Below are 25893 nucleotides of genomic sequence, written 5' to 3' on the forward strand. Positions count from 1 at the left end.
CCCGCCGGCCCCTTCGGGGCGTGCGAACCGCTGCCAAGGGCGCCGAAAGGCGCCCTTTGCTTTTTCAGAGGCCGCGCTAGAATGCGCGCCGAGCGAAATCCGAGGGAGTGGCGCCCATGTGGCACCAGACGCTGATCACCTTGAAGCCGCGTGCGCGAGGCTTCCACCTGGTCACCGACGAGCTGCTGGCCGGATTGCCGGAACTGGGTCGCTGCCGTATCGGTCTGTTGCACCTGCTGCTGCAACACACATCGGCTTCACTGAGCGTCAACGAGAATGCCGACCCCTCCGTGAGGCGCGATTTCGAGCGGTTCTTCAACCGCCTCGTGCCCCAGGGCGAGGGTGGCTACGAACATGACTACGAAGGCCCGGACGACCTGCCGGCGCACTTCAAGTCGAGCCTGCTGGGCTGCCAGCTGACCTTGCCGGTGCGTGACGGGGCGCTCGCCCTGGGTACCTGGCAGGGGATCTACCTCGGCGAACACCGCGATCAGGGCGGTGCGCGTCGGGTGCTGGCGACCCTCTACGGCGAGGCATCGTGATTTTTTCCGGGCGCGTAGAAACCTGGCGCGACTGGGCTATAACTAACCTGCTCTTGCAAGACACGAGGTAGAAGAATGAGCGACGAAGAACTGGAACAAGACGAGCTCGAAGCGGGCGACGAGGACGAAGGCGAGGAGCTGGCTGCCGCCGAGGACAGTGGCGAAGACAGCGATGACGGCGAATCCCCCGCCCCTGCCGGCAAGGGCAAGAAAGCCGCTGCCGTCGAGGTCGAGGAGCTGCCCAGCGTCGAAGCCAAGCAGAAGGAGCGTGATGCGCTGGCCCGTGCCATGGAGGAATTCCTGGCCCGTGGCGGCAAGGTGCAGGAGGTGGAGCCCAACGTGGTCGCCGACCCGCCCAAGAAGCCGGACAGCAAGTACGGCAGCCGCCCCATCTGATTGAGTTGCCTGGAAGAGCCCGCTTGATGCGGGCTTTTTCATGCCTGCGATTCGGGATCAGGCGCCCCGGTGCCAGCGCTCCAGCAGTGTGGGTAGCTGATCCAGGGTACGAATCTCCGCGTCGGGGTGTTCGTCGCCGTCCCAGGGTTTGCCCTGGGGGTTGAACCACACCGCGCGCATGCCGGCATTGTGGGCGCCCTGGATGTCGTCGCTGGGGTGATCGCCGATGTGCACCGCCTGGGCGGCGGGGACGCCGGCCCGGCGCAGCGCTTCTTCGAAGGGGTGCGGGTCCGGCTTGCCGATGCCCAGTTCCTCGGCGCAGAGGGCGAACTGGAAGTAGTCTGCCAGGCCCAGGCGGCGGACGTCGGCGTTGCCGTTGGTGATCACCGCCAGCCGGTAGTGGTTGGCCAGGCGCTCCAGGGTCGGGTGCACCTCGGGGAACAGGTCGATGCGGTGCCGCGCGGCCAGGAACACCTGGAAGCCGGCCTCCGCCAGCTCCGCGGCCTCGGCCTGTGGATAACCGGCCTCTTCCAGGGCATGGAAGAGGATGCGCCGGCGCAGCTCGCTCAGGCGGTGCCTGAGCCCGGGGGTGGCGTCCACCAGGCGGGCGCGGATCGCCCACAGGTGCTCGATCGGCACGGGCCCCAGGCGCGGCGCCTCGTTGCCCAGCCATTCGCGCAGGGCGGCTTCGGCGCCCTGCATCACCACCGAGACGTCCCACAGGGTGTCGTCCAGGTCGAAGGTCACCAGTTGGATGCTCATTCCTCGTCCTTGGCTCCGTTGCGTCGTGCCCGGGGGTGGGCCTTGTCGTAGACCGCCGCCAGGTGTTGGAAGTCCAGGTGGGTGTAGATCTGCGTGGTGGAGATGTCGGCGTGGCCGAGCAGTTCCTGCACCGCCCGCAGGTCCTGGGAGGACTCCAGCATGTGGCTGGCGAAGGAGTGCCGCAGCATGTGCGGATGGACGTGCTGGCCCAGCTCGCGCACCCCGGCCACCCGCACCCGCTCGCGCACGGCGCGGGGGCCGATGCGCCGCCCCTGGCGGGTGACGAAGACGGCGCCGTCCACCGGGGACACGCTGGCGCGGTGGGGCAGCCAGCGCTCCAGGGCCTGGCGCGCCATGCGCCCGAGGGGCAGTTCGCGGATCTTGTTGCCCTTGCCGATCACCCGCACGCTGCCGTCGGCCAGGTCCAGGCGGTCCAGGTCCAGGCCCACCAGTTCCGACAGGCGCAGGCCGGAGGAATAGAACAGCTCGAGGATGGCCTGGTCGCGGCGGGCCATGAATTCGTCTTCCACCGCACCATCCAGCAACTGCTGGGTGCGGTCGGCATCCAGGGTTCGCGGCAGGCGTCGCTCGCCCTTGGGCGCACTGATGCCGCTGGCCGGGTCGTGTCGGCAGCGGCCCTCGCGGATCAGGTAGCGGTACAGGCCGCGTACGGCGGAGAGCAGGCGGGCGAGGCTGCGGGCAGACTGCCCCTGCTGGTGCAGGCGCGCCACCATGCTGCGCAGCGGGCGGGGTTGCAGCGTGGTCCAGTCATCGAGGCCGAAGCCTTCGGCCAGGGCCACGACCTTCTCCAGGTCGCGCCGGTAGCCTTCCAGCGTGTGCGGGGAAACCTGGCGCTCACTGCGCAGGTGTTCGAGGTAGCGCTCCAGATCGGCCTTCATCGGTCCTCCCGGCGCGCTGCGCTCAGCGCACCGAGCGCAGCGGAGTGGCGTGGCGCGGCAGCACCCGGGCCAGGACTTCGGCGATGTAGCTGAGGAACAGGGTGCCGAGGGAACTCTTGTAGTGCTGCGGGTCCGGGCTGCCGATGGCCAGCAGGCCGTGCTGGCCCTGGTGGTTGAGGGAGACGACGGCGGCCGAGCCGACCTTGGCGCCCTCTTCCGCGCCGAACAGGAACTCCAGCTCGTGGGCCCGCAGCACGCCGCAGATGGTCTTGCCCGCCACCAGCAGGCCACCGATGGCCTGGTGCGCTTCGGCGCTGGAGACGCTGCGGCCCACCGGCAGGGTGCTGTCGCTGAACAGGATCAGGCTGACGAAGGGCACCTGGAACTCATGGCGCAGGCTGTCCTCGATGGCACCGACCACTTCCTCCAGCGTATTGGCGTCCAGCAGGTCGAGCACCAGGCGGCGGGTCTTGTCGAACAGGCGGTCGTTGTCTCGGGCCACGTCCATCAGCTGGGACAGGCGGTGGCGCATCTCGATGTTGCGCTCGCGCAGCAGCTTCACCTGGCGCTCCACCAGCGAGACGGCCTCGCCAGGCTGGTGGGGGATGCGCAGTTCGGGGATCAGCTCCTCGTGGTCGACGAAGAACTCCGGGTGCTGGCGCAGGTAGGCCGCGACCGACTCGGAATCGAGGGCGCGCAGCGCGTCGGGGTGCTTCTCGCTCATGCTCTCGGCTCGTTCATAGGCGGACCTGGCCTTCGTACACGCGTACGGCCGGGCCGGTCATCATCACGGGCTGGCCGGGGCCGGCCCATTCGATGGTCAGCTTGCCGCCCGGCAGCTCCAGCTGCACGGGGGAGTCCATCCAGCCCTGGCGAATGGCCGCGACGGCCGCGGCACAGGCGCCGGTGCCACAGGCGCGGGTTTCCCCGGCACCGCGCTCCCAGACCCGCAGGCGGGCCTGGTGGCGATCCTGGACCTGCAGGAAGCCGACGTTGACCCGCTGCGGGAAGCGCGGGTGGTGTTCGAGTTTCGGGCCCAGCTCGTGGACCGGGGCGCGGTCCACATCCTCGACGCGCAGCACGGCATGGGGGTTGCCCATGGACACGGCGGCGAGCTGGACGGTCTGGCCGTCCACGTCGACCGGGTAGCTCAGGGCCTCGGCCTCGGCGACGAAGGGGATCTGCTGGGGCACGAGGCGCGGCGGGCCCATGTCGACCCGGACCTGGCCATCGGCGCGGACATCCAGCTCGATGATGCCGGCCTTGGTCTCGACGCGGATCTGCTTCTTCACGGTCAGGCGCTTGTCCAGCACGAAGCGGGCGAAGCAGCGGGCGCCGTTGCCGCACTGCTCCACCTCGGAGCCGTCGGAGTTGAAGATGCGGTAGCGGAAATCCACGTCCGGGTTGGTGGGGGCCTCGACGATCAGCAACTGGTCGAAGCCGATGCCGGTGTGGCGGTCGCCCCACTGCTTGGCGTGCTTGGGCTGGATGTGCGCGTGCTGGCTGACCAGGTCGAGCACCATGAAGTCGTTGCCCAGGCCGTGCATCTTGGTGAAACGCAGCAGCATGGACTTACTCCGGAAGCAGGCTTTCGCCGGCGTAGAGTTCCTCGAGGGTTTCGCGACGACGCACTTCGTAGGCCTGCTCCCCATCCACCATCACCTCGGCGGCACGGCCGCGGGTGTTGTAGTTGGAGCTCATGACGAAGCCGTAGGCACCGGCCGAGCGCACGGCCAGCAGGTCGCCCTCGGCCAGGGCCAGGTCGCGGTCCTTGGCGAGGAAGTCGCCGGTCTCGCAGATCGGGCCGACCAGGTCGTAGCGCTGGGCCTCGCCGTCGCGCGGCTGCACCGGCACCACGTCCATCCAGGCCTGGTACAGGGCCGGGCGGATCAGATCGTTCATGGCCGCGTCGATCACGGCGAAGTTCTTATGCTCGGTGTGCTTGAGGTATTCCACCTGGGTCAGCAGCACGCCGGCATTGGCGACGATGTAGCGGCCCGGCTCGAACACCAGCGCCAGGTCACGCCCGGCGATGCGCTCGCGCACGGCCTTGATGTAGTCGCCGGCAACGGGCGGCTGCTCGTCCTTGTAGCGCACGCCGAGGCCTCCGCCGAGGTCCAGGTGGCGGATGTGCACGCCCTGGGTGGCGAGGCGGTCAACCAGTGCCAGCAGGCGGTCGAGGGCGTCGAGGAAGGGCGGCAGGCTGGTCAGCTGGGAGCCGATGTGGCAGTCCACGCCGATCACGTCCAGGTTGGACAGCGAGGCGGCGCGCAGGTAGACGGCCTCCGCCTGTTCGATGGCGATGCCGAACTTGTTTTCCTTCAGGCCGGTGGAGATGTACGGGTGGGTGCCAGCGTCCACGTCGGGGTTCACCCGCAGGGAGATCGGCGCTTTCACGTCCATCTCGGCGGCGACCACCTGCAGGCGCTCCAGCTCGTCCACCGACTCCACGTTGAAGCAGTGCACGCCCACTTCCAGTGCGCGGCGCATGTCGTCGCGGCTCTTGCCGACGCCAGAGAAGACGATGCGGTCAGCCGAGCCACCGGCGGCCAGCACGCGCTCCAGCTCGCCGCTGGAGACGATGTCGAAGCCCGAGCCCAGGCGCGCCAGCAGGTTCAGCACCGCCAGGTTGGAGTTGGCCTTGACCGCGTAGCAGACCAGGTGCGGCACGCCCTGCAGGGCATCGGCATAGGAGCGGTACTGCGCCTCGATGTGCGCGCGGGAATAGACGTAGGTGGGGGTGCCGAAGCGCGAGGCGATGGCGGACAAGGCCACGCCTTCCGCGAACAGCTCACCGTCGCGGTAAGTGAAAGCGTCCATCTAGACCCCTCAGTGCGCGTGTTCGGAGGAGGACTTGGTGTCGTCAGGCAGGTACAGCGGGCCTTTCTGGCCACAGCCGCCCAGCAGGCAGGCAACAGCGAGGAGCGCAACGATGGGGGTGAGCAGCCGCTTCATGGCGAGATCCTTGAACAATGCGTAATTGGGTCGGGAGTATACCGACCACCCATCGCCTTGCCTATGCGCCGAAACACCCGCCGGGCGGGCGCTGCGCCTAGCCAAACGGGCTTTCGCGCCACTAGGATGGGCGGCAAAAACGGAGGCCGAATGGACCCCTCTTCCCCCCTTGCCGGCTCGGTTTCGGTTGCCTACCTCCAGGGCCTGGTGGACCACGTGGCGCGCCACGGCATCGAGCCGGCGGTCTTCCTTGCCGGCATCCAGCTGACCCCTTCCATCCTCGCCCAGCGCGAACAGCGCATCGCCGCCAGTGCCTATCTCGAACTCCTGGGCCAGGCCATGGCGCGGCTGGACGATCCACGCCTGGGACTGCACCTGGGCGAGGCGGTGCGCCCCGGTTACTACGGCGTGCTTGGCTACCTGCTGATGAGTTGCCCGACCCTTTCCGACGCCCTCCACCGCCAGGCGCGCTATGCCGCCCTGGTGGGCAACCTCGGCCAGGTGGAACTGGACGACGAGCCTCCGCGCGCCGACCAGGAACCCCTGGTGCGGCTGGCCTGGGAGCCGTCGCTGCCGCTGCTGCGCGACCAGGTGGCGGAGGAGTCCCTGGCCGGTTGGGTCACCTTCGGGCGCTGGATCAGCGGGCTCGACATCCCGCCCACCGAGGTGCGCTTCCAGCACCCCGCGCCTGCCGACGACGCCGAGCACCGTCGGGTATTCCGCTGCCCGGTGCTGTTCGGCCAACCCGACAACGCCCTGGTGTTCCCCCGCCGCCTGCTGGCCACGCCCCTGGGCCAGGCCGACTCACACGTCCGGCAGATGCTCGATGCCTACGCCGACCGCCTGCTGGGGGAATTGCGCCAGGGCCAGAGCGTGCTCGACCGGGCGCGCCTGGCACTGGCCGGGCGCCTGGCCGAGGACGGCGCCGACCTGGAACACCTGGCCGCCGACCTGGGTCTGAGCCCGCGCACCCTGCAGCGGCGCCTGCGTGACGCGGACCTGACCTTCAGCCAACTGGTGGACGAGACGCGGCAGCAACTGGTGCTGCATTATCTGCGCGATCCGGCCCTGGAGCTGGCCGACATCGCCTTCCTGGTCGGCTTCAGCGAGGCCGGCTCCCTGGCGCGGGCCTTCCGCCGCTGGACCGGGCAGAGCCCAGGCGAGTACCGTCGCCACCTCGGGCGCTGAAAGGTCGCCCACGTTTCCATTTTTCCTGAGGTACATCCGATGAGTTTGAGCGAAGCGCGTTTCCACGATCTGGTCGACGAAGTCCAGGAGGCCGTCGAGGACCTCTTCGATGGCAGCGACCTGGACGTGGACCTGGAGAACAGCGCGGGCGTCCTCACCATCCGTTTCGAGAACGGCAGCCAGGTCATCCTCAGCCGCCAGGAGCCCCTGCGCCAGCTGTGGGTAGCGGCTCGCTCCGGCGGCTTCCACTTCGACTACGACGCGGAGTCGCAACGCTGGATCTGCGACACCAGCGACGAGCCGCTGGGCGAACTGCTCGCCCGCGTGACCCGCGAGCAGGCGGGCGAAGACCTTGAGTTCGACGAGCTCTGAGCCGCCGCCCGAGCCCCGGCCCGCGTCACCCTGCGTGCGTCGTTGCTGCCTGGACGACGCCGATATCTGCATCGGATGCGGGCGCAGCCTGAGTGAGATTCTGCAGTGGGGCGAAGCCAGCGACGACCGCCGCCGGCAGATTTGCCGCGACGCCGCCCAGCGCCTCGCGGCGCGACGGCCATGACCGGATGGTCTTGCCAAGAGCCTCCGTGGTGACGTAGTGTCGGTCGGGCCGTCGCCATGGCGTACGGCCTGAACAGCATCTGGAAACCCCGCCTTCGGGCGGGGTTTTCGCTTTTTCGAGCCTAGGAACCGGAGTATCGGATTTGCCATGACCACTCAACCCTCGATCATCATCACCCGCCTCGACCTTCAGCGACTGGAGCGTCTGCTCGATGAACTGGAGGAGTTCGGCCCCGGCGCCGAGGCGCTGGAGCGGGAGCTCGCCCGCGCCCAGGTGGTGGGCCACGACGAGGTGCCGCCGGGCGTGGTGACCATGAATTCCCGCGTGCATTGCCGCGAGGATGCCAGTGGCAAGGACTACCACCTGACCCTGGTCTACCCCCAGGACGCCGGTGGCGAAGGCAAGGTGTCGGTGCTGGCGCCGGTGGGTAGTGCGCTGCTCGGCCTCTCCGTGGGGCAGGACATCGACTGGCCGGTGCCCGGCGGCAAGACCCTCAAGCTGACGCTCCTGGCTGTGGAGTACCAGCCCGAGGCCGCGGGCGAATACGACCGTTGAGCCCCTCCGGGCCTGGCTTCAGGCCAGGCCCAGCGCCCGATTCAGTTCCCGTTCCAGCTCCGCCTTGTAGCGCAGGTAGTGCACCGTCTGCGCATGCCCCTCGCCGAGGACCCGCGACAGGTCCAGGTCGGTGATGTAGCAGGGGTAGCGCTCGGCGGTGCTGCGCTGGGCGAGGATGTGGCGCGCTACGGCGGCGAACAGCTCGCCGCCGTATTCCAGTTCGGAAAACTCCCGGTGGTTGCAGTAGAGCGTGATGTGGACGCGGTTCGTGTCCAGCGGCTCGACGATCGCCTGCACGTCGTAGAACGGGTGGCTCACCGGTGACTGCGGCGCAACCCGCCGTTCCACCTGCTGCGCGCGCAAGGGCGGCGACGGCAGCACCTCGTAATAAAGAACCTCAAGACCGCTCTGCGGGGCCGGTTGGTCCAGCGGCAGCAGCGCGTTGCGCCGGTAGAGCACCGACTGCAGGAAGCGCTGCAGCGGCGTCAGCAGGCTTTGCGGATCGCGGAAAGGCAGGCGCTGGCGCCACACGGCGTTGTGCTCGTCGAGCACCGTGAGCTCCGCCATCTCGCCGTCCTGGCGGTAGAACACCTGGATGCAGCCCGGGCGCCCCAGCGGCAGGATCAGCGCCAGGTCCTCGTTCTCCAGGGCGTAGCGATCCAGCTGCAACGGGCTGTAGGCCGGCAGGTCCTCGCCCAGGTGTTCCAGCAGCGCCGGCATGTCCGGCAGCGCGGTGTGGGCCACCTGGCCCGGCAGCAGTTCCAGCACGTGGTACTGCTGCTGCACCTGCAGCAGGTAGCGGGTCACCTGGCCGTTGCCGAGCAGGGCGAGGGTGTCGAGGAACAGATCCTCCACCCGCTGGGCGATGGGTTGCGCGCGGTTGCGGCAGAAGCAGCGCACCCGCAGGTCCGGTGGCGCAGCGGGGTCCACGCTGTTGAGGAATTCGCGCAGGCAGTCCAGCGGGGCGTAGGGCCCGTCGTAGCGGGTCACCAGCAGCTCGTTCCAGCTATTCAGGGTCACCTGGTCGAGGGTCAGCACCAGGTTCTCCCGCGAGCCGGCGTAGCCGAGCGAATCGGTGCGCTCGGTGGTCATGTGCAGGTTCATCTGGCTGTGCTGCTTCAGCGGGTCGATGCCCACGTTCACCAGCAGCAGCACCTGGCGCGGCACGCTCGGCCGCAGCAGCGCGGCCTCGTCCACCATCGGCAGCGGCAGCGGGAAGCCCTGCTGCAGGCTGCTGACCAGGTTGGACAGCTCGTACTCGGTGAGGTCGCTGTCGCCCGGGTGCAGGGACAGGCGCGTTGAGGCGTCGATCACCCCGTTGCGGTGACACCAGGCCAGCAGTTCAACCAGTTCACGGGCCCGCTTGATCGGGGCGAAGTCGCGCCATTCGAGGGCGTTGAGGCTACCCGGGTAGAGCGCCCAGAGGGTCTCGCCTTCGCGCTCGGGGCTCGGGCTCTGGGCCAGGGTGAGGGTGTCCTCGGCCAGGTCCGGGGCGATGCCGGGGTTGATGAACTCCACCTTGCCCGCCTTGCGTTCGAAGGCGGCGTACAGGCGGCGGCCGAGCACGCCCAGGTCGCGGCTGTTGAGCGAGCTGATGGCGTGCTGGGCGCGGGCGAATTCGGAGAGGAAGCGGTAGCTGTAGGTCAGCTCGTTGACCAGCGCCCGGCGCTCGGTGCCCACCTGGCGCACCTTCCATTGGCTGCGGCTGTCGAGCAGCGCCAGTTGCCGGTCATCCCACCGCCACTCACGGGTCAGGCGCTCGAACAGCAGGCGCTGCCAGCTCTTGGCGCGGTTGCGGGGCGGGCGGCTGAGCTTCTTGTCGATCTTCAGGTAGAGGCAGCGGCGGATCAGCTCCAGGCGCTCGCGCTCGCCCCGGGCCAGCAGGTATTCCTCCAGCCGGCGGTAGATCACGATGTAGGGGTCGAGCTCGTCCAGGTCCAGGTGGTTGGCGTACACCGCCTGCTTGAAGCGCAGCGACAGGCACTGCACCTTCGGGTGCTCGCTAGCGTAGACCTCGGTCAGCAGCAGCTTGAGCACCGACTTGTAGGGCGACTCGATGCCCTTGAACAGCTGCCACATGCCGGCGCCGACGAACTCGCCCACGGGGATGTGCGACAGGTGCCCCAGGTCCAGCACTTCCTCGGCACGGATGAAGCGACGCGACAGCAGCTTGGCGGTGTAGTCGGCGTAGCGCCCTTCCTCGTACACCGGCACCAGCCACCACAGCGGCGTGCGTCCGCCGAGCCAGATGGCGGTGCGGTAGAACTCGTCCAGCAGCAGGTAGTGCTGGGTGGTGCCGCAATCGTCGGAGGTGAGGTGGGTCTCGCGGTCCCCCACCACGAAGCGCTGGGGGTCGATCAGGAAGAAGTGCGCCTCGGCGCCCAGGGTCGCGGCCCAGGCTTCAAGCAGGTCGCACTTGCGGCGCAGCTCGGCGATGGCCGGTGCCGGCAGCTCCGGGTCGTGGCAGACCCACAGGTCCATGTCGCTCTGCTCGGCCTGGGCCACGGTGCCCAGGCTGCCCATCAGGAACAGGCCCTGGATCGGTGTCGGCGCCGAACCGCGGCGGCCCTTGTAGGCGAACGAGCGGGTCAGGCGCTGGGCTTCGGCGAGCACGTCGTCGTCCGGCTCGTAGCCGCTGACCCCGGCAGGGGTCTGCCCCGAGACGTAGCCCGGCAACAGCGGGTGGTTGACGTGGAACAGCAGGGGCAGCAGGCGCAGCACCATCTGCTGGCGGCTGGAGAGACCGAGCAGGGCGCGTTCGAGCCGACCGGCGTTGACCTTCAGGAAGCGCGCGCGCAGCTGGGTCAGGACCTTGCGGTCGATGCCGTCGTCGATGTCGGGGCGGATTTCCTGGGTGCGGGTCATCGAAGCGTCTGCCGGAAGAATGCGCACAGCCTACCAGCCGGCGATGCCGGCGGGCAGGGGCGGTGCGGGGCGAGACGTCGCGGGGTCAGTTCGAAAGGGCGGGTGCGGTCGTGAGGATGGTCAGCAGGCCTTGTGCGTGTTCGGCTGCGTCCAGGCCGAGGCTGGTGAGGTAGCCGCCGTCGGGCTGGGTCAGCAGGCCCTTGTGGTGCAGGCGCAAGGCGGCCTCGATCAGGCTGGGGGCAGCGTTGTTGTGGACCTTGAGGCCTTCCTGGGTGTTGTCCAGGTTGAACAGGGTCAGCAGTTCCAGCTCGGCGATCAATTCGGGGGTGTACGACGTCATGTGGGGCTCCTGGTCGTCCTGTACCGGCCTTCGGACGGGCCGGCTCCCGGAGAGTGTAGATGCGGATTCAGCCGCCCACGCCCCACTGCGACAGAATCGCGCGGTAGCGGCCGTTGCCCTGGATGATCGCCATGCCCTCGTCGAAGCGCTGCAACAGGGCCGGCGCCCCCGGATGCTGGCGTGAGAAGGACAGATAAAGCTCGGGTTGGTGCAGGGTGGCGACGGCGGTGAACAACCCGCGCAGCTCGGGGTTGTCCCGTACCAGCGCCTCGGTGGTGCCGCGGTAGGCGGCCACGTAGTCGACGCGGTCGTGCTGCAGCATCAGGAAGCCGCTGATGTCCTTGCGCACCGTCACGCGCACCACGTCGGCCAGGCGGTCGAAGGTTTCGCCGTACTCGTAGCCCACCGTCACGGCGACCCGCCGACCGGCGAGCTGGCCGAGGTCGGTCACCGGCGTGGCGCGGTAGCTGGGGGCCCAGAGCAGGATGTCGTCGCGGAACAGCGGGTGCCGGGGCAGCAGGTAGTCACGCTCGATCTCGGCATTGGGCGCGGTGTTGAAGCAGGCGGCCAGGCGTCCGGACTGGGCCAGTTGCATGCAGCGTGCGTAGGGATAGGGCACTAGCTCCACGTCCTCGCCCACGGCGGCGAATGCCGCCCGCACGATGTCGGCGGACATGCCCTGGATGCGCCCGTCCCGCCAAGCGGTGTAGGGGTACCAGTCATCCTCGGCGCCCACTTGCAGCGGCTCCGCCTTTGCCACGTGGCCGCCAGCCACAAGCAACAGGAGCAGGCCCAGGCGAAGAAGGCCCCGGAACGGGCACGCCGAACGCTTGGCCATGCAGGGGCTCCTGTGGGGGATGAGGGCGTGATGCTAGCGGCGGCAGCCCGCGCAAGCCGTGGCCTGGATCAATCCTGTGCTTCCTCCGGCAGGTCCGGCAGGGCCCGCAATGCGCTTTCATACCAGGCCATGTCGAAAGGCTGGTCGGCCTCCAGGCGCTGGATGGCGCAGGCCAGCACCAGGGCCATCATCTGCAGGCATTCCTCGCGCTCGTAGCCCACCAGGGTCAGCTTGTTGAAGGTGGCCTTTGCTGCAGCGGGCTCGCCGGCCTCGATCTGGTTCTCCACGGCCTGGATCAGGGTTTCCTCGGCGAAGGCTTCTTCGCTGTCGTCGTGTTCGCTCATGGCGGGTTCCTGTTCGGTTCGGATGCGCAGTGTGCCACGGCGGCCGGCAGGTCGCCGCCGTCCATTCACCGGATCGATGCAACTGGCAGGCCACCCATGCCACGGCTATAACTGGCCGGTCCACGCACTGGCCCAGGAGGCCCCATGCTCAAGCTCCACGGATTCTGCGTCAGCAACTACTACAACATGGTCAAGCTGGCCCTGCTGGAAAAAGGCCTGCCCTTCGAGGAAGTGAAGGTTCACGCCAGCCAGGAGCCGGCCTTCCTCGCCTGCAGCCCACGCGGCAAGGTGCCGGTACTGGAGACCGAGCACGGTTTCATCAACGAGACCAGCGCCATCCTCGACTACCTGGAGGAACGCTTCCCCGAGCACCCGCTGCTGCCTGGCGACCTGTATGCCCGTGCGGTGGTCCACGCCCTGTGCCGGGAAATCGAGCTGTACATCGAGCTGCCGGCACGCACCTGCCACATGCAGGCGTTCTTCGGTGTGGCGGTGCCCGAGGCCATTCGCGAGAAGGCCCGTGCCGAACTGATCGCCGGTTTCGCGACGCTGGGGCGTCATGCTCGCTTCGCGCCCTTCGTGGCGGGCGAAACGCTGACCCTGGCGGACCTGTATTTCCTCTACAGCGTCGACCTCGCCTACGAGGTGGGCCGCAAGGTGATGGGCGTCGACTTCCTGGCCGAACTGCCCGCCGCCCGCGCGCTGCTTCAGCAACTGGCGCAGAACCCCCACGTGCAGCGCATCGCCGAGGACAAGGCGCAGGACATGCCGGCGTTCCTGGCAATGATCAAGGCGCGGACCCAGGGGTAACAAAGCTGGGCAGCTTGCCGAGGAGCGTGTGCAGGTCTGCCCTTGACCTGATACGGATGTAATGAATACCGGCGTTGGCGGGATCCTGCTGCTCGGCAAGGACCCGCTCCCGATAAAGGCCATGGCGTGTCCAGGACCACAGGATGATGGAGCGACTCGGGTCTAAGGAAATCACGTTGCGCAACCGTTCCCGGTTGCCGTTCCAGAGTGTCTTGCGCGTCAGTAGGCGGCCCAGGGTACGGGTGACGATCTGATACATCACCAGCGTCCGCGGCAAGTCGAGCCAGATCACCGTCTCGGCACGCGCAAGTATCAACGGCCGGGTGGCCGAGTAGCTGCCTTCCACTACCCAGCGTGGCTCGGCTAGCGCCTGTGTGACTCGCTCGCGAAACTCATCGCGTGGCAGTGGCTGCCAGCCTGGTTGGTGGAATATGGCGTCCTGCTCGATATGCGGCAGACCCAGACGCTGGCTGAGCAGCTTTGCCAGGTAGGTTTTGCCTGCGCCCGAGCCACCGACGATGGAGATGCGCTGGCCGAGCGAGCCCGGCCAGTTGGAGGGTGTTGCGGATTGCATGAGGCGTCCTTGCCGTCTTGGTTGTATCTCAGCGGCTGGCCAGCAGCTGGCGGCCACGGGCAACGGCGGCGCGGACCTGGTTCGGGGCGGTGCCGCCGATGTGGTCGCGGGCGTTGACCGAGCCTTCCAGGGTCAGTACGGCGAATACGTCGTCGCCGATCTGGTCGCTGAAACGGCGCAGTTCGTCGAGGCTCATTTCGGCCAGGTCCTTGCCGGACTTGACGCCGTACTTCACGGCATGGCCGACGATCTCGTGGCAGTCGCGGAAGGGCAGGCCCTTGCGCACCAGGTAGTCGGCCAGATCGGTGGCGGTGGAGAAGCCGCGACGGGCCGCTTCGCGCATGACCTCGCGCTTGGGCTTAATGGCCGGGACCATGTCGGCGAAGGCGCGGAGCGAGTCGCGCAGGGTGTCGGCGGCATCGAACAGCGGTTCCTTGTCCTCCTGGTTGTCCTTGTTGTAGGCCAGCGGCTGGCCCTTCATCAGGGTCAGCAGGCCAGCCAGGTGGCCGAACACTCGACCGGACTTGCCGCGCACCAGCTCGGGCACGTCGGGATTCTTCTTCTGCGGCATGATCGAGGAGCCGGTGCAGAAGCGATCAGGCAGGTCGATGAACTGGAACTGGGCGCTGGTCCAGAGCACCAGCTCTTCGGAGAAGCGCGACAGGTGCATCATCGCCAGGGAGGCGGCGGCGCAGAATTCGATGGCGAAGTCACGGTCGGAGACGCCGTCCAGGGAGTTGCCGGAGATGGCTTCGAAGCCCAGCAGGCGGCAGGTGACTTCGCGCTGGATCGGGTAGGTGGTGCCAGCCAGGGCGGCGCTGCCCAGGGGCATGCGGTTGACTCGCTTGCGGCAGTCCACCAGGCGCTCGTGGTCGCGGCTGAGCATCTCGAACCAGGCCAGCAGGTGGTGGCCGAAGGTGACCGGCTGGGCAGTCTGCAGGTGGGTGAAGCCGGGCATGATGGTGTCCGCCTCGGCTTCCGCCAGGCCCAGCAGGCCCTCTTGCAGGCGGGTCAGCTCGGCGAGGATCAGGTCGATCTCGTCACGCAGCCACAGGCGGATGTCGGTGGCCACCTGGTCGTTGCGCGAGCGGCCGGTGTGCAGCTTCTTGCCGGTGATGCCGATGCGGTCGGTCAGCCGGGCCTCGATGTTCATGTGCACGTCTTCCAGGTCGACGCGCCATTCGAAGGTGCCGGCCTCGATCTCGGCCTGGATTTCCTTCAGCCCCTGCTCGATGGCATCGCGCTCTTCGACGGTCAGCACGCCAGCCTCGGCCAGCATGGTGGCGTGGGCGATGGAGCCCATGATGTCGTGGCGGTAGAGGCGCTTGTCGAAGTCGACGGAGGCGGTGAAGCGGGCGACGAAGGCGTCGACGGGCTCGCTGAAGCGGCCGCCCCAGGACTGGTTGGTCTTGTCGGTGCTCATGACTGGGCTCGATAGCTGGCGGTGAAGGAAGGCCGAGGGCCGTGATGGGGGGCGATGATAGCAGCCTTGCCGGCAAAACCGGCGTGCCCCGATGGCACGGCCGACCGGCCGGGGAGTGTCGGGTGCTTCACAGATTTGCAGTCGTGTCGGCGTTTCGGTGATCGATTTCGCCCGGCGAGTGTGTGCCGGCTTGCTGGCCATGCGCCGCCCGGTAACACTGCCCGGATGCCACGATCCCCTGCCCAGGGCCGCACAGCCGCCCCCGATGACGACTTCTTCCTGCCGGAGCTCTGCCAGCCGGAGGCCCTGCTCGGCCTGGTGCTGCTGGCGGAGCTGCTGGTGCTGGTGCTGGTGCTCGCCGAACCGCTGGTGCCGGACTTCAACTGGATCCGCCTGGCGCTGACCTCGTTGTTCGTGCAGTGGATCGTCCTGCTGTCGGCGGCGTTGCTGTGCCGCCTGCGGCCATTCCTCGCCCGGCTGAGCCCGGCCACCGCCGGTATCGCCTGCTCGCTCCTCGTGGTGGGGCTGACCCTGGCCTGCACCGCCGTGGCGGACTACTACGAACTCGGTGGGCCGCTGCCAAGGGCTGGGGAGGTGAACCTCTACCTGCGCCACGGGCTCATCAGCCTGATCATGTCGACCCTGGTGCTGCGCTACTTCTACCTGCAGAGCCAGTGGCGGCGTCAGCAGCAGGCCGAACTGAAGGCGCGCATCGAATCCCTGCAGGCGCGCATCCGCCCGCACTTCCTCTTCAACAGCCTCAACAGCATCGCCAGCCTGGTCGCCATCGACCCGGTGAAGGCGGAACAGGCGGTGCTGGACCTCTCCGACCTGTTCCGTGCCAGCCTGGCCAAGCCCGGCACCCTGGTGCGCTGGAGCGATGAGCTGGAACTGGCCAGGCGCTATCTCTCGATCGAGCAATATCGTCTCGGAGAACGGCTACAGTTGGAGTGGCAGGTTGACGATGTGCCTGATGATTTGCCGATTCCGCAACTCACACTGCAGCCGCTGCTGGAAAATGCCCTGATCTATGGCATCCAGCCGCGGATCGAGGGTGGGCTGGTGCGGGTCGAAGCCGAGTACCAGGATGGGGTGTTCCTGCTCCGCGTGAGCAATCCCTTCGATGAAGGGGCGGAAAACCGGCCTTCGCGCGGAACCCATCAGGCACTGACCAACATTGATGCCCGACTCACGGCACTTTTCGGCCCCGGAGCCAGTCTCAGCGTGGAGCGCCGTGACGGTCGCCACTTCACCTGTCTACGCTATCCTTGTGCGAGACTCACGCAGGAAGCCCGAGCAATATGAATGTCCTGATCGTCGATGACGAACCACTTGCCCGAGAGCGCCTCAGCCGCCTGGTCGGAGAGCTCGATGGCTACCGAGTCCTGGAGCCCGCCGCCACCAATGGCGAGGAGGCTCTCACCCTGATCGACAGCCTGAAGCCGGATGTCGTGTTGCTCGACATCCGCATGCCCGGGCTCGATGGCCTGCAGGTCGCCGCGCGACTGTGCGAGAAAGAGGCACCGCCGGCCGTGATCTTCTGCACCGCCCATGACGAGTTCGCCCTGGATGCCTTCCAGGTCAGCGCCGTGGGCTACCTGGTCAAACCCGTCCGGCCCGAGGCCCTGGCCGATGCACTGAAGAAGGCCGAACGGCCCAATCGGGTGCAACTGGCTGCCCTCACCCGCCCGGCTGCGGAAAGTGGCGTGGGGCCGCGCTCCCACATCAGCGCGCGGACCCGCAAGGGCATCGAGCTGATCCCGCTGGACCAGGTGATCTACTTCATCGCCGACCACAAGTACGTGACCCTGCGCCACGAGCAGGGCGAGGTGCTGCTGGACGAGCCGCTCAAGGCGCTGGAGGACGAGTTCGGCGACCGCTTCGTGCGCATCCACCGCAACGCCCTGGTGGCCCGCGAGCGCATCGAGCGGCTCCAGCGCACCCCGCTCGGACACTTCCAGCTCTACCTCAAGGGGCTCAATGGTGACGCGCTCACCGTCAGCCGTCGCCATGTGGCGGGTGTGCGCAAGCTGATGCACAACCTCTGACCAACCGCCGCCGGCGCGCGAGCCTTGCCTCGCGCGCCGGTCGTGCGTGGCCTGTTATCATGCCGGGCAGTCTCGCTTCCGGAACTCCTACATGCCCCGCGAAATCCGCATTGCCACCCGCAAGAGTGCCCTGGCCCTGTGGCAGGCCGAATACGTCAAGTCCGCCCTGGAACAGGCCCATCCCGGCCTGCGCGTCAGCCTGGTGCCCATGGTCAGCCGGGGCGACAAGCTGCTCGACGCGCCGCTGGCGAAGATCGGTGGCAAGGGCCTGTTCGTGAAGGAGCTGGAAACCGCCCTGCTGGAGAACGAGGCTGACATCGCCGTGCACTCCATGAAGGACGTGCCGATGGACTTCCCCGAAGGCCTGGGCCTGTTCTGCATCTGCGAGCGCGAAGACCCCCGCGACGCCTTCGTCTCCAACCGTTTCGACAGCCTCGATGCCCTGCCCGCCGGCAGCATCGTCGGCACTTCCAGCCTGCGCCGCCAGGCCCAGCTGCTGGCCCGTCGCCCGGACCTGCGCATCCACTTCCTGCGCGGCAACGTCAACACCCGCCTGGCCAAGCTGGATGCCGGCGAGTACGACGCCATCATCCTCGCTGCCGCCGGCCTGATCCGCCTGGGCTTCGAGGACCGCATCCGCTCCTCCATCAGCGTCGACGACAGCCTGCCCGCTGGCGGCCAGGGTGCCGTGGGCATCGAGTGCCGCACCGCCGATGCCGAAGTGCACGCCCTGCTCGCCCCGCTGCACCACCGCGACACCGCCGTAAGGGTGAGCGCCGAGCGCGCCCTCAACAAGCGCCTCAACGGCGGTTGCCAGGTGCCCATCGCCTGCTACGCCGTGCTCGAGGGCGACCAGCTCTGGCTGCGTGGCCTGGTGGGCCAGCCCGATGGCGGCCAGCTGCTGCGTGCCGAGTCCCGCGCGCCGGCGGATGAGGCCGAGCAACTGGGCGTGCGCGTGGCCGAAGACCTGCTCGGCCAGGGCGCGGAAACCATCCTCAAGGCGGTCTATGGCGAGGCAGGCCATCCGTGACAGGCTGGCGCCTGCTGATCACCCGTCCTCGCGACGACAGTGAAGCCCTGGCCGCCCTGCTGGCCGACCGGGGTGTGCACAGCGCCTGCCTCCCGCTGCTGGAGATCGAGCCGCTGGACGAAGCCCCCGGGCAAAGCCAGTCCCTCCTCGAACTCGACCGTTACAACGCCATCGTCGTGGTCAGCAAGCCGGCCGCGCGCCTCGGGCTGGCCCGCATGGACCGCCATTGGCCGCAGCCGCCTGCCGGCCCGGTGTGGTTCAGCGTCGGCGCCGCCACCGGCCAGGTGCTGGCCGAGCGTGGGCTCGACGTGCACTGGCCAACCGACGGCGACGACAGCGAAGCCCTGCTGGCCCTGCCCCGTTTCACCGAGGTGCTCGCCGGCCCGGCGCCCCGTGTATTGATCATGCGTGGCGAGGGTGGCCGAGAATTCCTGGGCGAGCGTTTGCGCGGCCAAGGCGCCTCGGTGGACTATCTGGAACTCTACCGCCGCCGTTTGCCGGCCTACCCGGAAGGCGCCCTGCCGCGCCTCATCCAGGCGGAACGCCTGAACGGCCTGGTGGTCAGCAGTGGGCAGGGCCTCCAGCACTTGCTGGAGCTGGCGGCCGACGCCTGGCCGCACCTGGCCCGTCTACCCTTGTTCGTTCCCAGCCCCCGAGTGGCCCAGTCGGCCCGGGACGCCGGGGCGCTTGATGTTGTGGATTGCCGCGGTGCCAGCGCCGCGGCTCTTTTGGCGGCACTGGAGAACCAACCAGCCCCGGCCCCCTGATGCAAAGGATGGATACGTGAGCGAAGCAGACCTGGTGAAACCCGAGCAGCAATCCCCGGCTTCCGAGGCCGTCGTGCCCCCCACCGGCAAGCCCGCCGCGCGAGGCAACGGCCTTGCCCTTCTCGCCCTGCTCATCGGCGCCGCCGGTGCCGGTGTCGGCGGCTGGAGCCTCTGGCAACTGCACGCCATCGAGGCCCGTGACCAGCAGCAGCAAAGCCTGGTGCAGGACGCCCAGGGACGCGCCCAGAGCCTGGAACAGAGCGACAAGCGCCTGGCCGAGCGCATCGACCGCCTGCCGACCCCCGAGGAGCTGGACGAGCGTCGCCGCCTGCTGGCCAACCTGCAGAACGACCAGCAGCGCCTGAGCCAGCGGGTGGAAAGCGTCCTCGGCGCCAGCCGCAAGGACTGGCGCCTGGCCGAGGCCGAGCACCTGCTGCGCCTGGCCAGCCTGCGCCTCTCCGCCCTGCAGGACATCACCAGTGCCAAGGCCCTGGTGGAAGCCGCCGACGACATCCTCCGCGAGCAGGACGACCCGGCCGCCTTCGGCGCCCGCGAGCAGCTTTCCCGCAGCCTCGAAGCCCTGCGCACCACCCCGCAGCCGGACCGCACCGGCCTGTTCCTCCAGCTCGGCGCCCTGCGCGAGCAGGCGGCCAGCCTGCAGCCCCTGGCCCCGGCCTTCGAGGACAAGGGCGGCGTGCTCCGTAACATGGCCGCCGAAGGCGACGGCGGCAGCTGGTGGGGTGAGTGGCTGGAGAAGCTCTCCCACTACTTCCGCATCCAGTTCGATGCCGACCAGAACATCAAGCCGCTGCTCAGCGGCCAGGGCCTGTCCCAGGTCCGCCTGGCCCTCTCCCTGGCCCTGGAGCAGGCTCAGTGGGCGGCGCTGCACGGCCAGACCCAGGTCTACCAGCAGTCGCTGAAGCAGGCTCGGGACGTGCTGGACACCCAGTTCAACGACGAGAACCCCGAGAGCCGAGCCCTCATGGCCCGCCTTGGCGAGCTCGCCGAGCAGCCGGTCGAAGTCAGCACGCCGGACCTGGCCCCGGCCCTGGAGGCCGTCCAGGCCTACCTCGCCCGTGGCCAGCGCATCGCCGAGCCCAAGGGCCAGGCCAAGGCCCCGGCGCAGGCTGAGCCGGCCGCCGGCCAGGACCTCGAAGACACGCCGGCAGCGGAGGGCCAGGGCCAATGAGACGCATCGTCCTGATCCTTCTGCTGGTGGCCGCTGCGGTCGCCCTGGTGGGCGTCGCTGTGGTCCAGCACCCCGGCTACGTGTTGTTCGCCTACAAGGGCTTCCGCTATGAATCCAGCCTCTGGGCCTTCCTCGCCCTGGTGGCCGTGCTCGCGCTGCTGGTGTGGGGCGTGCGCCTGGTGCTGAGCCTGATCTTCGTCTCCGGCGGGGTGATCAACCCCTGGTCGCGACGCAATGCCCGGCGCCGCGTGCGCCTGGCCTCGGAGCAGGGGCTGCTCGACCTGGCTGAAGGCCGCTGGGCCCGTGCGCTGCGCCACCTGCGCCGCGCCGCCGAGGCGGACCCGCAACCGCTGATGTTCTACCTGGGCGCGGCCCGCGCGGCCAACCGCATCGGCCAGTACGAAGAGAGCGACCAACTGCTGGAGCGGGCCCTGGAGCGCCAGCCCCAGGCCGAACTGGCCATCGCCCTGGCCCATGCCGAGCTGCAGCAGGAGCGTGGCGACCTGAATGGCGCGCTCGACACCCTCAAGGCCATGCACGAGCACCACCCCAAGCACCACCAGGTGCTGCGTCAGCTGGTCCAGCTGCAGCGCCAGCGCGGCGACCTGGCGGCCCTGGTGGGGCTCGTTCCGGAGCTGCGCAAGAACAAGGCCCTGCCGGAGTCTGAGATCGCCCAGCTGGAACTGAATGCCTGGAGCGAGCGCCTGATGCATGCCGGGCAGGCCGGCTTGAACGAGGGCGAGAACGCCCTCAATCCCCTGATCCAGGCCTGGCAGCACCTGTCTGCCGCCCAGCGTGCCGAACCGCGCCTGGTGCTGGCCTTTGCCGAGCAGCTGCGCCACCTGGGCGCCGAGCCCGAAGCCGAGGAAGCCGTGCGCATCGCCCTCAAGCGCGGCTACGACCGCGAGCTGGTGCGCTTCTACGGCCGCCTGCGCGGGGCTGACCCGGCGCGCCAGCTGCAGACCGCCGAGGGCTTCCTCAAGGAGCAGCCGGGCGATCCGGTGCTGTTCCTCACCCTGGGCCGCCTGAGCCTGCAGAACAGCCTGTGGGGCAAGGCCCGCGACTACTTTGAGACGGGCCTGAGCTTCGGCCGCGAGCCGGAACTGTGTGGCGAGCTGGCACGCCTGCTGGCGCACATGGGCGAGCTGGAGCGCAGCAACCAGCTGTTCCAGGAGGGCCTGGCGGAGCGCCTGCCCCGCCTGCCGCAACCCGCCGATCAGCGCGCCTGATCGGCCTCGTAGCGAATGCGGTAGATCGCCCCGGCCTGGTCGTCGCTCACCAGCAGCGACCCGTCCGGGGCCACCAGCACATCGGCAGGCCGGCCCCAGGCCTGCTGCCCCTGCAGCCAGCCTTCGGCGAACACGCTCTGGCGTTTCAGGCTGCCGTCCCCATTCAGTTCCACGCGCTTGATGCGGTAGCCGATCTTCTGGCTGCGGTTCCATGAGCCGTGCTCGGCGATGAACAGGTTGTCTCGGTATGCCGCCGGGAACTGCGTGCCCGTGTAGAAGCGCAGGCCCAGCGGGGCCACATGGGGTCCGAGCCTGGCCACTGGCGGCACGAATTCGCTGCAGGCCCGCCCGCCGAATTGCGGGTCGGCCACCGTGCCGGCGTGGCAGTAGGGGAAACCGAAATGCGGGTTGGTGGTGCTGATCCGGTTGAGTTCGCAGTCCGGCACGTCGTCCCCCATCAGGTCGCGGCCGTTGTCGCTGAACCACAGTTCCCCGGTCTTCGGGTGCCAGTCGAAGCCGACGGTGTTGCGGATGCCCCGGGCCACCCGTTCCAGCCCGCTGCCGTCGGGGTTCATGCGGTGCAGGGCGGCGTACAGGTCCGGGTCGCGCTCGCAGACGTTGCAGGGCGCGCCCACCGGCACGTACAGCTTGCCGTCGGGGCCGAAGGCGATGAACTTCCAACCATGGTGGGTCTCCGTGGGGAAGTCCGGGCCGACCTGCTCGGGGCTGGGTGGCGCGTCCAGCCGCGACTCGATGTCGCGCAGGCGGAGGATGCGGCTGACCGCCGACACATAGAGGTCGCCCTGGTGGAAGGCGACGCCCACGGGCATCTGTAGGCCCTTGGCGATGATGCGTGCGCGACCGTTGCCCGGGTCCACCGCATAGACGTTGCCGGCGGCGTTGCTGCCAACGAACAGGGTGCCGTCCGCGCCCCAGGCCATTTCCCGGGCGTTGGGCACCTGGTCGCTGAGCACCTCGATGCGAAAACCCGGCGGCAGCCGGATCTGTTCCAGGGGCAGCCGGGCCTCGGCCAGCAGCGGGGCGAGCAGCAGGAGCGGGATCAACCGACGCATGGCGTTCTTCTCCGGATGGGTACCCGCTGCAGACTAGCCCGTCGTCTTGAAAGGCCAAGGCCCTTCCTCTACCGTAACGGCCTTTCATTTCCCTGGGAGCCGCCATGAGCCTGGCCAGCCCGCGTCCGCTTTTCTTCGCCGCCTTCCTCGCCTGCGTCGCCGTGATGGCCGGTGCCCTCTACCTGGAGCACGTGGAGGGGCTGGAGCCCTGCCCGCTGTGCATCGTCCAGCGCATCTTCATCATCCTGTTCGGCATCGCCTGCCTGGCGGCGGCGCTGCACAACCCGCAGGTCAAGGGCCGTCGCGTCTACTCGGTGCTGGCGCTGCTGTTCGCCGCCGGTGGTGCCGCCACCGCCGGGCGCCAGGTCTGGCTGCAGGGTGTTCCGGCCGACCAGCTGCCGGCCTGCCTGCCGAGCCTGGAGTTCATGATGGAGGCGCTGCCGTTCCAGGAGATCGTCAAGCTGATGCTCCATGGCACCGCCGATTGCGCCGAGGTCACCTGGACGCTGTTCGGCATGAGCATCCCCGAGTGGAGCCTGCTGGCCTTCGCCGGTTGCATCCTCTTCTCGCTGTACCAGCTGCTGCGCCGCGCCTGACTCCCCTTCCCGCCATGCCTGGCCCCAGCAGGCCAGATATGGCGCGGCCCGACGATCAAACGCCTGTATGAAATTTTCCCGCCGGGTGCCTTGAAGGCATTTCGGCAGCGGCATACTCTGGCCCGCACGTGACGTCGGAAAGCTGCCGCTTCCATGTCCCGTCTCCCTTCACATGCCCCGATCGACAAAAAACCGTCTCGGCGCAGACGACAGCATCAATGGTTAGGGACGCGAGGTCATCATGCTCGAGAGCTGCAAGAACGCCCAGGAACGCTGGGGTGGCGTACACCAGTTGATCGACCGCTGGTTGCAGGAACGCCAGGAACTCATCGGCGTCTTCACCCGCCTGGACCACAGCCCCGAGGTGCCATCGCCCGAGGCACTGCAAGGCTTCTGCGAAGTGCTGGTGGACTACGTCTCGGCCGGCCACTTCGAGGTCTACGAGCAACTGATGAATGAGGCGCGGGCCTTTGGAGATCAGCGCGGCCTGGAACTGGCCAAGCAGATCTACCCGCGCATCGAGGCCATCACCGAGGCCGCGCTCGGCTTCAACGACTGCTGCGACGGCAGCGAGAACCGCGAGATCTGCTTCAAGACCGAGCTGAAACGCCTGGGGCAACTGCTGCACGAGCGCTTCGACCTGGAGGACTGCCTCATCGAGGTGCTGCACACCGCCCACCAGGGCCAGGCGATCCAGCTCGCCTGATCACTTCGTTTCGAGCAGCTCCAGCTCGAACACCAGGGGCGCATGGGGTGGGATCACATCCCCGGCGCCCTCCGCTCCATAGGCCTTCTCCGAAGGAATCACCAGCCGCCAGCGTGCGCCCACCGGCATCTGCTGCAGGGCTTCCTGCCACCCCGCGATGACGCTGTCCAGGCGGAACCACTGCGGCGTGCTGCTCTCGTCGAACACGCTGCCATCGGCCAGCTGGCCGCGATAGGCCACCCGCACCTGGCCGTTGGCCGAAGGCTTCGGGCCGCTGCCGTGGCGCAGCTCGGTCACCAGGATGCCGCCGGGCAACTCCTTCACGCCGTACTTGCCCCGCTCCAGGGCCAGGAAATACTTCTCTGCCGTCTGCGCCCGCTTCGTACTCGAGCCCGCCTGCTCCAGGCTCGCTTCGTGGTGTTCCAGGAGCTTCTCCATGCGTGCCGGGTCCAGCTCGGGCTTCTCGCCCTTGTAGGTCCGCGAAAGCCCGCGCAGCAGCTCGTCCAGCGGCAGCCCCGGCGCCTCGGCGCGCAGACGCTCGCCGATCTTCGCGCCCATGCTGTAGGCAAGGTCCTTCTGGTCGTCCGCCGCATGCGCGGCACCCAGCAGCAGGCACAGGGGCAACAGGGCGAGACGGCGCATGGAAAACACTCCGGAAGGCAGGGGCTGCGATTATGCCAGCGCCGTGAACCGGTGCGCGGCAGGGAGCTAGCGACGCGTTGAATCGGGGTCTAGTATGGGCCGCACCATCGACCGCCCGGAGGCGCGCCATGTCGGCCAAGAAGAAGCCCGTTAGCACCCCGCTGCACCTGCTCCAGCAACTGTCCCACAGCCTGATCGAACACCTCGAGAACGCCTGCAGCCAGGCGTTGGTCGATGCCGAGAAACTGCTGACCAAACTGGAGAAGCAGCGCGGCAAGGCCCAGGAGAAACTCCACGGCGCCCGCACCAAGCTGCAGGACGCCGCCAAGGCCGGCAAGGCCAAGGCCCAGGCCAAGGCGAAGGACGCCATCGCCGAACTGGAGGAGCTGCTCGAAGCCCTCAAGGCCCGCCAGGCCGAGACCCGTGCCTACATCATCGAGCTCAAGCGTGATGCCCAGGAAAGCCTCAAGCTGGCCCAGGGTGTCGGCAAGGTGAAGGAAGCCGCCAACAAGGCCCTCGCCGCCCGTGAAGCCAAGGCCAAGCCGGCCACCAAGGCCGCTGCCAAACCTGCCGCCGCCAAACCGGCTGCCAAGCCCGCCGTGAGCAAGGCCGCGCCCGCCAAGGCCGCGAAGCCGGCTGCGGCCAAACCCGCCGCCAGCAAGGCCGCCGCGAAACCCGCTGCCAAGCCTGCCGCGAAGGCGCCGGCCAAGGCCGCGAGCAAACCGGCCGCCAAACCGGCCAGCAAGCCTGCCGCTGCCAAACCGGCTGCCAGCAAGGCCGCCCCGGCCAAGCCGGCTGCAGCAGCTGCCAAGCCTGCCGCCAAACCAGCGGCAGCCAAAGCACCGGCCGCCAAGGCCCCGGCCAAGGCAACCGCCGCGAAACCGGCTGCTGCCAAGCCCGCTGCGGCCAAGCCTGCTGCTGCGAAACCCGCCGCCAAGCCGGCCGCCAAACCCGCTGCCAAGCCCAAGGCTGTAGCCAAGGCTCCTGCCGCCAAGCCGGCCACGCCGGCTGCACCCGCCGCGGCTCCGGCTGCTCCTGCTGCGGCCCCCGAGTCCGCCGCTCCGGCGACGCCGTCCGCCTAAGGCGTCCGGCCTGCGGCGCGCAGTCGATCCAGCGCGTCGCAGGCCTTCCCGGCATCCCCCGCCAAGGCCTCCAGCCAACCGTCCTGCTCGTCCTGGCCTACCGGCCAATGCGCGGCAGCCTGCTCCAGGCGCGCCAGCAATGCCCGCTCCGCGTCCAGCTCCAGGTCCTTCAACCGCTGCCGCAGGGCCGCCCGTTCCCCATCCTGTTGCGCACCGTCTCGCCAGTCCTGGCGCAGGCGCCGCAGGGGCGTCACCACGTCTCGCTGCCAGGGTTCCGCCAGATTGCGCAGGGCGTCGCAGCGCTCGGGCGTGCAGGTGACGCCGCGCGCCTCCAGCCAACGGGCGGCCAGCAACAGGCAGACGTCCGCGCCCTCTTCCTGAAGCGCCAGGCAGGCCGCCTCGACGCCGGGCCGGGCGTAGAGTTGCAGGGCGAAATTCCATAGATCGGGGGGCATGGCGTGTACCGGGCGGTGGCGGAATGAAG

31 protein-coding genes are annotated in these 25893 nt (G+C 68.6%); 16 read left to right on the forward strand and 15 right to left on the reverse strand.

Going from position 1 to position 25893, the window contains the following annotated elements; translation table 11 throughout:
- The first annotated feature begins 116 nt into the window (after positions 1-116).
- Positions 117-542, forward strand: coding sequence for a secondary thiamine-phosphate synthase enzyme YjbQ (locus BM198_RS00375; protein ID WP_044400781.1), 426 nt, complete (start codon positions 117-119; stop codon positions 540-542).
- A gap of 75 nt (positions 543-617) precedes the next feature.
- Positions 618-938, forward strand: a complete 321-nt coding sequence (gene sutA, locus BM198_RS00380; RefSeq protein ID WP_074966975.1) for a transcriptional regulator SutA — start codon at positions 618-620, stop codon at positions 936-938.
- Between the two features lie 57 nt (positions 939-995).
- Here sutA and BM198_RS00385 read toward each other — a convergent pair whose 3' ends face one another.
- From BM198_RS00385 to lptM, 6 genes are read right to left on the reverse strand one after another with little or no spacing between them, the layout of a single operon-like run.
- Positions 996-1700 (reverse strand): HAD family hydrolase, encoded by a 705-nt coding sequence (locus BM198_RS00385; RefSeq protein WP_074966977.1) that lies wholly within the window; start codon positions 1698-1700, stop codon positions 996-998.
- Positions 1697-2599, reverse strand: a complete 903-nt coding sequence (gene xerC / locus BM198_RS00390; RefSeq protein ID WP_044400790.1) for a tyrosine recombinase XerC — start codon at positions 2597-2599, stop codon at positions 1697-1699. The genes BM198_RS00385 and xerC overlap by 4 nt, the downstream gene beginning before the upstream one ends.
- A gap of 22 nt (positions 2600-2621) precedes the next feature.
- Positions 2622-3323, reverse strand: a complete 702-nt coding sequence (locus BM198_RS00395) for a DUF484 family protein (protein ID WP_074966979.1) — start codon at positions 3321-3323, stop codon at positions 2622-2624.
- A gap of 13 nt (positions 3324-3336) precedes the next feature.
- Complete coding sequence (gene dapF, locus BM198_RS00400) at positions 3337-4167, reverse strand: diaminopimelate epimerase (protein WP_044400797.1); 831 nt, start codon at positions 4165-4167, stop codon at positions 3337-3339.
- A 4-nt stretch (positions 4168-4171) separates the two neighbouring features.
- Complete coding sequence (gene lysA, locus BM198_RS00405; RefSeq protein WP_044400800.1) at positions 4172-5419, reverse strand: diaminopimelate decarboxylase; 1248 nt, start codon at positions 5417-5419, stop codon at positions 4172-4174.
- A gap of 9 nt (positions 5420-5428) precedes the next feature.
- Complete coding sequence (lptM, locus tag BM198_RS00410; RefSeq protein WP_074966982.1) at positions 5429-5554, reverse strand: LPS translocon maturation chaperone LptM; 126 nt, start codon at positions 5552-5554, stop codon at positions 5429-5431.
- Positions 5555-5704: 150 nt separating this feature from the next.
- Between lptM and BM198_RS00415 the strand changes: the two genes are divergently transcribed.
- The 4 genes from BM198_RS00415 (at position 5705) to rnk (ending at position 7853) form a co-directional block, all read left to right on the forward strand.
- Complete coding sequence (locus BM198_RS00415; protein WP_074966984.1) at positions 5705-6742, forward strand: AraC family transcriptional regulator; 1038 nt, start codon at positions 5705-5707, stop codon at positions 6740-6742.
- A 39-nt stretch (positions 6743-6781) separates the two neighbouring features.
- Complete coding sequence (gene cyaY, locus BM198_RS00420) at positions 6782-7114, forward strand: iron donor protein CyaY (RefSeq protein WP_044400810.1); 333 nt, start codon at positions 6782-6784, stop codon at positions 7112-7114.
- Positions 7095-7298: a DUF1289 domain-containing protein gene (locus tag BM198_RS00425; RefSeq protein WP_044400811.1), complete on the forward strand. Its 204-nt coding sequence runs from the start codon at positions 7095-7097 to the stop codon at positions 7296-7298. The genes cyaY and BM198_RS00425 overlap by 20 nt, the downstream gene beginning before the upstream one ends.
- 147 nt (positions 7299-7445) lie before the next feature.
- Positions 7446-7853 (forward strand): nucleoside diphosphate kinase regulator, encoded by a 408-nt coding sequence (gene rnk, locus BM198_RS00430; protein ID WP_074966986.1) that lies wholly within the window; start codon positions 7446-7448, stop codon positions 7851-7853.
- Positions 7854-7871: 18 nt separating this feature from the next.
- Here rnk and BM198_RS00435 read toward each other — a convergent pair whose 3' ends face one another.
- From BM198_RS00435 to BM198_RS00450, 4 genes are all read right to left on the reverse strand, one after another.
- The gene (locus tag BM198_RS00435; protein ID WP_074966989.1) at positions 7872-10718 is read right to left on the reverse strand and encodes a class I adenylate cyclase; all 2847 of its coding nucleotides are present in this window, start codon (positions 10716-10718) and stop codon (positions 7872-7874) included.
- 85 nt (positions 10719-10803) lie between these two features.
- Positions 10804-11058 carry a TIGR02647 family protein gene (locus tag BM198_RS00440; protein WP_044400821.1) on the reverse strand — a complete coding sequence of 85 codons (255 nt, stop codon included), beginning with the start codon at positions 11056-11058 and terminating at the stop codon, positions 10804-10806.
- A 67-nt stretch (positions 11059-11125) separates the two neighbouring features.
- Positions 11126-11896 carry a substrate-binding periplasmic protein gene (locus tag BM198_RS00445; RefSeq protein ID WP_074966991.1) on the reverse strand — a complete coding sequence of 257 codons (771 nt, stop codon included), beginning with the start codon at positions 11894-11896 and terminating at the stop codon, positions 11126-11128.
- A 68-nt stretch (positions 11897-11964) separates the two neighbouring features.
- Positions 11965-12240: a hypothetical protein gene (locus BM198_RS00450; RefSeq protein WP_044400827.1), complete on the reverse strand. Its 276-nt coding sequence runs from the start codon at positions 12238-12240 to the stop codon at positions 11965-11967.
- 144 nt (positions 12241-12384) lie between these two features.
- Here BM198_RS00450 and BM198_RS00455 point away from each other — a divergent pair, with 144 nt between their 5' ends.
- Positions 12385-13050, forward strand: a complete 666-nt coding sequence (locus BM198_RS00455) for a glutathione S-transferase family protein (protein ID WP_074966993.1) — start codon at positions 12385-12387, stop codon at positions 13048-13050.
- Here the strand turns inward: BM198_RS00455 and BM198_RS00460 are convergent.
- Entirely contained in the window at positions 13028-13624 is a 597-nt protein-coding gene (locus BM198_RS00460; RefSeq protein WP_074966995.1) for a P-loop NTPase family protein, read from the reverse strand. The genes BM198_RS00455 and BM198_RS00460 overlap by 23 nt on opposite strands.
- A 28-nt stretch (positions 13625-13652) precedes the next feature.
- Positions 13653-15047 (reverse strand): argininosuccinate lyase, encoded by a 1395-nt coding sequence (gene argH / locus BM198_RS00465; RefSeq protein WP_074966997.1) that lies wholly within the window; start codon positions 15045-15047, stop codon positions 13653-13655.
- A gap of 225 nt (positions 15048-15272) precedes the next feature.
- On the opposite strand from argH, the gene BM198_RS00470 reads away from it, so the two are divergent.
- The 6 genes from BM198_RS00470 to BM198_RS00495 all read left to right on the forward strand — a co-directional run bounded on the left by BM198_RS00470 (position 15273) and on the right by BM198_RS00495 (position 21310).
- Positions 15273-16352: a sensor histidine kinase gene (locus BM198_RS00470; RefSeq protein WP_044400836.1), complete on the forward strand. Its 1080-nt coding sequence runs from the start codon at positions 15273-15275 to the stop codon at positions 16350-16352.
- Entirely contained in the window at positions 16349-17095 is a 747-nt protein-coding gene (locus BM198_RS00475) for a LytR/AlgR family response regulator transcription factor (protein WP_044400839.1), read from the forward strand. The genes BM198_RS00470 and BM198_RS00475 overlap by 4 nt, the downstream gene beginning before the upstream one ends.
- Positions 17096-17186: 91 nt before the next feature.
- Positions 17187-18125: a hydroxymethylbilane synthase gene (gene hemC, locus BM198_RS00480; RefSeq protein WP_074967000.1), complete on the forward strand. Its 939-nt coding sequence runs from the start codon at positions 17187-17189 to the stop codon at positions 18123-18125.
- Positions 18122-18892: a uroporphyrinogen-III synthase gene (locus BM198_RS00485; RefSeq protein WP_074967002.1), complete on the forward strand. Its 771-nt coding sequence runs from the start codon at positions 18122-18124 to the stop codon at positions 18890-18892. Before hemC ends, BM198_RS00485 begins: the two co-directional genes overlap by 4 nt.
- Before the next feature lie 16 nt (positions 18893-18908).
- The gene (locus tag BM198_RS00490; RefSeq protein WP_074967004.1) at positions 18909-20081 is read left to right on the forward strand and encodes a uroporphyrinogen-III C-methyltransferase; all 1173 of its coding nucleotides are present in this window, start codon (positions 18909-18911) and stop codon (positions 20079-20081) included.
- Complete coding sequence (locus BM198_RS00495) at positions 20078-21310, forward strand: heme biosynthesis HemY N-terminal domain-containing protein (RefSeq protein ID WP_074967006.1); 1233 nt, start codon at positions 20078-20080, stop codon at positions 21308-21310. Before BM198_RS00490 ends, BM198_RS00495 begins: the two co-directional genes overlap by 4 nt.
- Here BM198_RS00495 and BM198_RS00500 read toward each other — a convergent pair.
- Positions 21298-22383: a PQQ-dependent sugar dehydrogenase gene (locus BM198_RS00500; protein ID WP_074967008.1), complete on the reverse strand. Its 1086-nt coding sequence runs from the start codon at positions 22381-22383 to the stop codon at positions 21298-21300. The genes BM198_RS00495 and BM198_RS00500 overlap by 13 nt on opposite strands.
- A gap of 104 nt (positions 22384-22487) precedes the next feature.
- Between BM198_RS00500 and BM198_RS00505 the strand changes: the two genes are divergently transcribed.
- Positions 22488-22979, forward strand: a complete 492-nt coding sequence (locus tag BM198_RS00505) for a disulfide bond formation protein B (RefSeq protein WP_044400857.1) — start codon at positions 22488-22490, stop codon at positions 22977-22979.
- 241 nt (positions 22980-23220) lie between these two features.
- A complete protein-coding gene (locus BM198_RS00510; RefSeq protein ID WP_074967010.1) occupies positions 23221-23685 on the forward strand; it encodes an Rsd/AlgQ family anti-sigma factor in 465 nt (154 codons plus the stop codon).
- On the opposite strand, the gene BM198_RS00515 is transcribed toward BM198_RS00510, so the two are convergent.
- The gene (locus BM198_RS00515; RefSeq protein WP_074967012.1) at positions 23686-24327 is read right to left on the reverse strand and encodes an FKBP-type peptidyl-prolyl cis-trans isomerase; all 642 of its coding nucleotides are present in this window, start codon (positions 24325-24327) and stop codon (positions 23686-23688) included. It lies immediately after the preceding gene.
- 128 nt (positions 24328-24455) lie between these two features.
- Between BM198_RS00515 and BM198_RS29295 the strand changes: the two genes are divergently transcribed.
- A complete protein-coding gene (locus BM198_RS29295) occupies positions 24456-25409 on the forward strand; it encodes an AlgP family protein (protein ID WP_083422287.1) in 954 nt (317 codons plus the stop codon).
- Here the strand turns inward: BM198_RS29295 and BM198_RS00530 are convergent.
- Complete coding sequence (locus tag BM198_RS00530; RefSeq protein ID WP_074967015.1) at positions 25406-25864, reverse strand: TIGR02444 family protein; 459 nt, start codon at positions 25862-25864, stop codon at positions 25406-25408. The genes BM198_RS29295 and BM198_RS00530 overlap by 4 nt on opposite strands.
- Positions 25865-25893 lie beyond the last annotated feature (29 nt).

Origin of the sequence: Metapseudomonas otitidis (assembly GCF_900111835.1) — a bacterium.
GTDB lineage: Bacteria > Pseudomonadota > Gammaproteobacteria > Pseudomonadales > Pseudomonadaceae > Metapseudomonas > Metapseudomonas otitidis.